Source organism: Filibacter tadaridae (assembly GCF_900609045.1).
GTDB lineage: Bacteria > Bacillota > Bacilli > Bacillales_A > Planococcaceae > Sporosarcina > Sporosarcina tadaridae.
In genome coordinates this window covers 1-5,061 of the sequence record NZ_UXAV01000024.1, presented here as the reverse complement: position 1 = coordinate 5,061, position 5,061 = coordinate 1, and the positions used below count along the sequence as shown (strand labels likewise).

Below are 5,061 nucleotides of genomic sequence, written 5' to 3'. Positions count from 1 at the left end.
CGCTCAAACATGCCGCCGAAGCGATCAATCCACGGCCCGCGCGCTCAAACATGCCGCCGAAGCGATCAATCCACCGGCCCGCGCGCTCAAACATGCCGCCGAAGCGATCAATCCACCGGCCCGCGCGCTCAAACATCCTGCCGAAGCGATCAATCCCTCCAATGAAACCTACTCCGATTCAAAATAAAAATGCACTCAGGCATATATCTGGGTGCATTTCTCCTATCGTTTCGACTTTTCACTTTAAGACGGTAATAAAAACGATAAATATCGTGATAAGAATTCCAAGTTAAAACAAAGAAAAAAGCCAATCCCCTAAAGGATTGGCTTTTGAATGGTTAAATTCAAATTAGTTTTTAGTAACGTTTGTAGCTTGAAGTCCGCGTTGACCTTGTTCGATTTCGAATGATACGTCTTGGCCTTCTTCAAGTGATTTGAATCCTTCGCCTTGAATAGCTGAGAAATGTACGAATACATCGTCGCCATCTTCGCGTTCGATGAAGCCAAATCCTTTTTCTGCGTTAAACCATTTTACTTTACCTTGTTCCATGTTTGTTTCCTCCTCGTATGCTTTGTGCATACATTGTGTTACTATCCTTGCTCAAGTCTTGAAGCGGTCAAGATGTATTTCTAGACCTTCACGCCGAACAAAAATAATTCTTCTTTATCATAGCATGGGCGAAACGACATTGCAAGGGAAATGTTTGAATTAAAAAAACAAGTTAAGGAGTTGATAGGTAATCGCCGCGATTGTTGCTGAAACCGGCAATGTAATAATCCATGTCAAAACAATGTTTTTTGCAACGCCCCATTTTACTCCTTTTACGCGCTGTGCCGTGCCTACACCCATAATGGCAGATGAAATAACGTGAGTTGTGCTGACCGGTAAATGAATAAGTGTCGCTCCGAAAATGATGGCAGCGGATGATAAATCAGCCGCAATTCCGTTCACGGGGCGTATTTTCATAATTTTACCGCCGACAGTTTTAATAATTTTATATCCGCCAATTGATGTACCAATAGCCATGGAAGTTGCGGCAGCAATTCGAACCCACATTTGAATATCGTCCGTTGATTGTAAATTAGCAGCAATTAATGCGAGCGTAATAATACCCATCGCTTTTTGCGCGTCGTTTGTCCCGTGGGTGAATGATTGAAGGGCAGCTGTACCGATTTGCAAATAACGAATTCGCTTGTTTGCCTTGAACAAATTCCTGTTTTTCAATAAAACCTTGAACAGTGACATCATCAAAAAACCACCGGCAATTGCGACGAACGGTGAAATAAGAAGTGCCTGCAAAATCTTTACAAATCCGCCATAGTTCAAAATGCCAAATCCGGCTGCAGAAATAGCAGCACCAGCAAGAGACCCGATTAGCGCATGGGAAGAACTGGATGGAATGCCGAAATACCAAGTGATAAGATTCCAAAGAATTGCTGAAATAAGCGCAGCTAAAATGACGAGTGCCCCGTTTTCTAGCGCAAATGGATCAACGATATCCTTGGAAATTGTTTTGGCGACGCCCGTAAATGTAAGTGCCCCGACAAAGTTCATGGTAGCTGCCATGATAATGGCAGGGCGCGGCTTCAATGCGCGTGTTGAAACGGATGTTGCAATCGCGTTAGCTGTATCATGGAAGCCATTGATAAAGTCAAAAGCAAGAGCGAAAATGACGACAAGTATGGTAAGAAGGAGAACTGTATCCATTTCGCTCCTCCTTACGCGTTACGCATAATAATGGTTTCAATTGTATTGGCTACATCTTGGCAGTAATCCGCAATGTCTTCAAGTTGTTCGTAAATATCCTTGTATTGAATGATCCGAATTGGGTCTTTTTCACTGATGAAAAGTTGTTTAATGGATGTACGAAGAACGTCATCACAAATCCGTTCGTATTCCTTGATGATAACTGCATGGTCACGCATTTCAACAAGTTTTCTTCGGGAAAGTAATTTCATTGCTTTAACAATCTCATCCGTGCTTTTTACAATGTTATCCATGAATGTTTGCACATACACGTCAATTTCAGTAAGTGAGAACATTTCTAGATGTGCTGCAAATTCCTCGATTCCGTCCAAAATGTCATCCATTTTAATGGCCAGCTGCAAAATATCTTCACGCTCAATTGGCGTCATGAATGATTTGTTGAGCTTTGTAATGAGCTCGTGGATAAGTGTGTCAACCTCGGTTTCGTAGCTTTTTAGCTTAATGCTTACTTCTTTCAAATCTGCAACTGAGTGAACTTTAAAATCGTTTGCATAGTGAACAGCTTCTTGCACACTCTCCGCAATCGTTAACAGAGATGTGAAAAAAGGATCTGTTTTTCGTGAACTGAGCATCGTTGGCCTCCATCCGTTTCCGGAATTCAATTTTAGTATACTTATCATAGCAAAGAATTATACAAAAAAAAACAAATTTCGACACCCTTTTCGAGCAAAAAAACGACGATTGTCACGAAGACGACTTTTTAAACGGAAATTAGCGAAAGAGTCGACCGAAAGCTATCAACTGCGGCAGAAAAACCAGTTAGATAGCTCCGGATAAAGCCTTGCAACAAATTTTCAGCAAATTGAAACTTATAACGTATCTATGCGTATATATAGTTGAGATAGAAAAGAGTAGAATCGGAGGTGAAGAAATGGAACTGTTTGGGATACCAATTGTGCAGGTGTACTTATTCACACTGATTATCGCGGGAATTGCAACGTTACTATATGTATTCTTGAGTGACTTGGCAGATGGAATCGGTGAAGGGATTCCCTTTTTAGATCCAGCAGTCATACTTGCATACATAACATTTGTCGCAGCAATCGGCTATATAGCAGAACTTGTTACAGCTTGGAATAGTTGGCTTATTCTCGGGGTTGCTCTTGCCGTCGCATTCATACTCGATTTACTTCTATATTTCTTTATTCTTCTTCCATTAAAATCTGCCGAGGTGTCGCTCGCTTATACGGATGAGTCGCTCGCGGGTCAAGTTGCTAAGGTAATCGTCCCTGTCCCGGTCGATGGCTTCGGTGAGATTGTCATCGAGTCGGTCAATGGAATCCTTTCAAAACGAGCGTCGGGCTATGAAAATACGGCAATCGAATACGGAAAAGAAGTGTTAATCATTGAAGTAAGGAATGGTACATTTATCGTTAAAGAATATGAACCGTTTCGCTTCAAATAAGAAAAAGGGGGAAATGAAAGATGGAAATTTGGATTGCAATTGGAGTCGTTGCATTTGTATTACTGGCTGTCATTCTCATCTACATTACGAAATACCGAACGGTAGGACCGGATGAAGCCCTTATTGTAACAGGAAGTTATTTGGGATCAGGAAATGTACATACGGACGATTCGGGGAACCGTGTGAAAATCATTCGAGGGGGCGGAACATTCGTCTTCCCGATATTCCAACAAGCCGCACCACTTAGCCTACTGTCAAGCAAGCTTGAGGTGACAACGCCTGAAGTGTACACGGAACAAGGCGTGCCTGTCATGGCAGACGGAACGGCAATTATTAAAATCGGCGGATCGATTTCCGAAATTGCAACAGCAGCCGAACAATTTTTAGGTAAATCAAAAGAAGATCGTGAAAACGAAGCGAAAGAAGTATTGGAAGGCCATTTACGCTCCATTCTGGGTTCCATGACAGTAGAAGAAATCTATAAAAATCGTGATAAATTCTCGCAAGAAGTGCAACGTGTAGCTTCACAGGACCTTGCAAAAATGGGACTCATCATTGTTTCATTTACCATTAAGGACGTGCGCGATAAAAACGGTTATCTCGATTCACTTGGGAAACCACGTATTGCACAAGTGAAGCGTGATGCTGATATTGCTACTGTTGAGGCTGAAAAAGAAACACGTATTAAAAATGCGGAAGCGTCAAAAGAAGCACAAAAAGCGGAAATTGAACGAGCGACTGAAATTGCGGAAGCTGAAAAAGAAAATCAATTGAAAGTGGCGGATTACCGTCGGGACCAAGACATTGCAAAAGCGCGTGCCGACCAAGCGTACGAATTGCAAACAGCACGCTCCAAGCAGGAAGTTATGGAGCAGGAAATGCAAATTCGTATCATCGAACGTCAAAAGCAAATTGAACTAGAAGAAAAAGAAATCCTACGTCGCGAGAAACAGTACGATTCCGAAGTGAAGAAAAAAGCAGATGCGGATCGCTATGCAATTGAACAAAATGCGGAAGCCGATAAATCACGGCAACTCGCTGAAGCAGATGCTGAAAAGTACCGTATTGAAGCCCATGCAAAGGCGGATGCCGAAAAAGTTCGACTTGAAGGTACAGCGAAAGCGGATTCCTTACGTGCGCAAGGTGAATCGGAAGCCGATATCATCCGACTGAAAGGTCTTGCTGAAGCGGAAGCGAAAAGAAAAATTGCAGAAGCATTCGAGATGTACGGGCAAGCAGCTATTCTGGATATGATTGTAGGTATGCTTCCGGAATATGCGAAACAAATTGCTAGTCCACTTGCCAATATCGATAAAATTACAGTTGTTGACACGGGAAGTGGAGAAGGCGGCGGTGCCAATAAAGTGACATCGTACGCGACAAACCTCATGTCGACATTGCAAGAAACACTGAAAGCATCATCCGGTATTGACGTAAAAGAAATGCTGGAAAGTTATGCAGGTAAAGGCACCTTACGGCCGAGTCTTGACCAGTTGACGCACGAAGTGAAAGCTTCGAACATGCAACCAGCTGCAACAACTGAAGAAGAATAAATTTTTACACGAGTAGGGCCCTGGAAGCGCAACACGCTCCAGGCCCTATTTTTGTTGGGAATAAAGACTTGTTAAGCAGGAAATGGCCAAGCGCTCAAAAAAGCTGCCAAGCGATCAAGTAAGGGTGGAAAGCGCTCAAAGAAACCGCCGGGCGATCAAACAAGGGTGGAAAGCGCTCAAAGAAACCGCCGGGCGATCAAACAAGGGTGGAAAGCGCTCAAAGAAACCGCCAAGCGATCAAACAAGGGCAGAAAGCGCTCAAAGAAACCGCCAAGCGATCAAACAAGAGTGGAAAGCGCTCAAAGAAACCGCCAAGAGATAAAGGCAGGGGGGAA

General features: G+C 43.2%; 6 protein-coding genes. 3 read left to right on the top strand and 3 right to left on the bottom strand.

Features of this window, described 5'->3' with window-relative positions:
* On the top strand, window positions 1-187 hold a 187-nt coding region (locus tag FILTAD_RS15765), incomplete at its 5' end, for a hypothetical protein (protein ID WP_160117559.1).
* 162 nt (window positions 188-349) lie between these two features.
* Here FILTAD_RS15765 and FILTAD_RS04420 read toward each other — a convergent pair.
* From FILTAD_RS04420 to FILTAD_RS04410, 3 genes are all read right to left on the bottom strand, one after another.
* On the bottom strand, window positions 350-550 hold the full coding sequence (locus FILTAD_RS04420) for a cold-shock protein (RefSeq protein ID WP_124069311.1): 201 nt from the start codon (window positions 548-550) through the stop codon (window positions 350-352).
* 159 nt (window positions 551-709) lie between these two features.
* Window positions 710-1,708 carry an inorganic phosphate transporter gene (locus FILTAD_RS04415; protein ID WP_124069310.1) on the bottom strand — a complete coding sequence of 333 codons (999 nt, stop codon included), beginning with the start codon at window positions 1,706-1,708 and terminating at the stop codon, window positions 710-712.
* Between the two features lie 11 nt (window positions 1,709-1,719).
* A complete protein-coding gene (locus FILTAD_RS04410) occupies window positions 1,720-2,340 on the bottom strand; it encodes a DUF47 domain-containing protein (RefSeq protein WP_124069309.1) in 621 nt (206 codons plus the stop codon).
* Between the two features lie 299 nt (window positions 2,341-2,639).
* Between FILTAD_RS04410 and FILTAD_RS04405 the strand changes: the two genes are divergently transcribed.
* Window positions 2,640-3,173 carry an NfeD family membrane protein gene (locus tag FILTAD_RS04405; protein WP_124069308.1) on the top strand — a complete coding sequence of 178 codons (534 nt, stop codon included), beginning with the start codon at window positions 2,640-2,642 and terminating at the stop codon, window positions 3,171-3,173.
* A gap of 20 nt (window positions 3,174-3,193) precedes the next feature.
* On the top strand, window positions 3,194-4,726 hold the full coding sequence (gene floT / locus FILTAD_RS04400) for a flotillin lipid rafts scaffold protein FloT (RefSeq protein WP_124069307.1): 1,533 nt from the start codon (window positions 3,194-3,196) through the stop codon (window positions 4,724-4,726).
* Window positions 4,727-5,061 lie beyond the last annotated feature (335 nt).